We start from the raw sequence: 676 nt of genomic DNA on the forward strand, positions 1-676 counted from the left end.
GCCCCCGCACCGGGCCCGGCCCCGACCTCGCCCTGGTGATGGACCTCGTGCGCGGCCCCGACCTCCGGACCCACCTGCGCGAACACGGCCCCCTCACCCCCGCCGGGGCGGTCGGGATCGTCGCCGACATCGCCGCCGGCCTCGCCGTCGCCCACGCCGCGGGCATCGTCCACCGCGACGTCAAGCCCGAGAACATCCTGCTGGACACCGGCGGCGAGCGGCCCGTCGCCCTGCTCACCGACTTCGGCGTCGCCCACCTCGTCGACGAACCCCGCCGGGGCTCCGGCTCCGGCGTCGTCGGCACCCCCGACTACATGGCGCCCGAGATCATCGAGGGGCTGCCCTCCCGCGCCCCGGTGGACATCTACGCCCTGGCCACCGTCCTCTACGAGCTCCTCGCCGGCTTCACGCCCTTCGGCGGCGGCCACAGCGGTGCCGTCCTGCGCCGCCAGGTCACCGAGCAGGCCGCTCCGCTCCCCGGCCTGCCCGAGGACCTGTGGCACCTGCTCCAGCAGTGCCTCGCCAAATCCCCCGCCTCACGGCTGCGGGCCTCCGAGCTGGCCGCGCGACTGCGCGAGATCCACCCCACCCTGCGGGGGCTGCCCGCCCTGGACGTGGAGGCCGGGCCCGCCTCCGGTGGCGGGTCCGCCGGCCGCCCGGGCCGCCCGCCCCGTTC

At 77.5% G+C, this 676-nt stretch carries 1 protein-coding gene; it reads left to right on the forward strand.

Translation table 11 applies throughout. From position 1 onward, the window contains the following. Positions 1-676: serine/threonine-protein kinase (locus FOE67_RS27715; protein WP_182667551.1), on the forward strand; the 676-nt coding region annotated here is incomplete at both ends.

It is taken from the genome of Streptomyces calidiresistens (assembly GCF_014141525.1).
GTDB classification, from domain to species: domain Bacteria; phylum Actinomycetota; class Actinomycetes; order Streptomycetales; family Streptomycetaceae; genus Streptomyces; species Streptomyces calidiresistens.